Source organism: Seonamhaeicola marinus (assembly GCF_008085455.1).
In genome coordinates this window covers 1-425 of the sequence record NZ_VSDQ01000199.1, presented here as the reverse complement: position 1 = coordinate 425, position 425 = coordinate 1, and the positions used below count along the sequence as shown (strand labels likewise).

The 425-nt window shown below is 34.6% G+C and carries 1 protein-coding gene; it reads right to left on the bottom strand.

Features of this window, described 5'->3' with window-relative positions; translation table 11 throughout:
* On the bottom strand, positions 1–425 hold a 425-nt coding region (locus FUA24_RS03005; RefSeq protein WP_148540009.1), incomplete at both ends, for a BamA/TamA family outer membrane protein.

Below are 425 nucleotides of genomic sequence, written 5' to 3'. Positions count from 1 at the left end.
AACAAACAATGCGCCGTTTAAGTTTTCAAAAATATTAAAACGTTGCTCAATATTTAAAGCTAATTTTAAGTTAGCTTCATTAAATTCATTGGCAGATTCTGTACTACCAGGCCCTAAACGGTAGGCAGACCATGCTCTGTTGTCATTGGGGCCACCAGCAAAAAAACTTTTTGAAAACGGTATGTTTGATGAGTTGCCATACGGTATAGCAATACCAAAAAAGCTACGTAGTGCTAGTACATTTTTTGAACCCAAATCCCAGTGTTTTGTATATTCTATTTCGGTTTTAGCATATTGTGAAAAAGCAACATCTAGTAGTTTGTAGCGGTTGTTTTCATCTTTTTTTAGTCCTAAAAGGCTTGAGGCGTTTGCTAATAAGTTGCCTGCAAATTCTATTTTGAATCTGAATATTGAAAAATCATCAT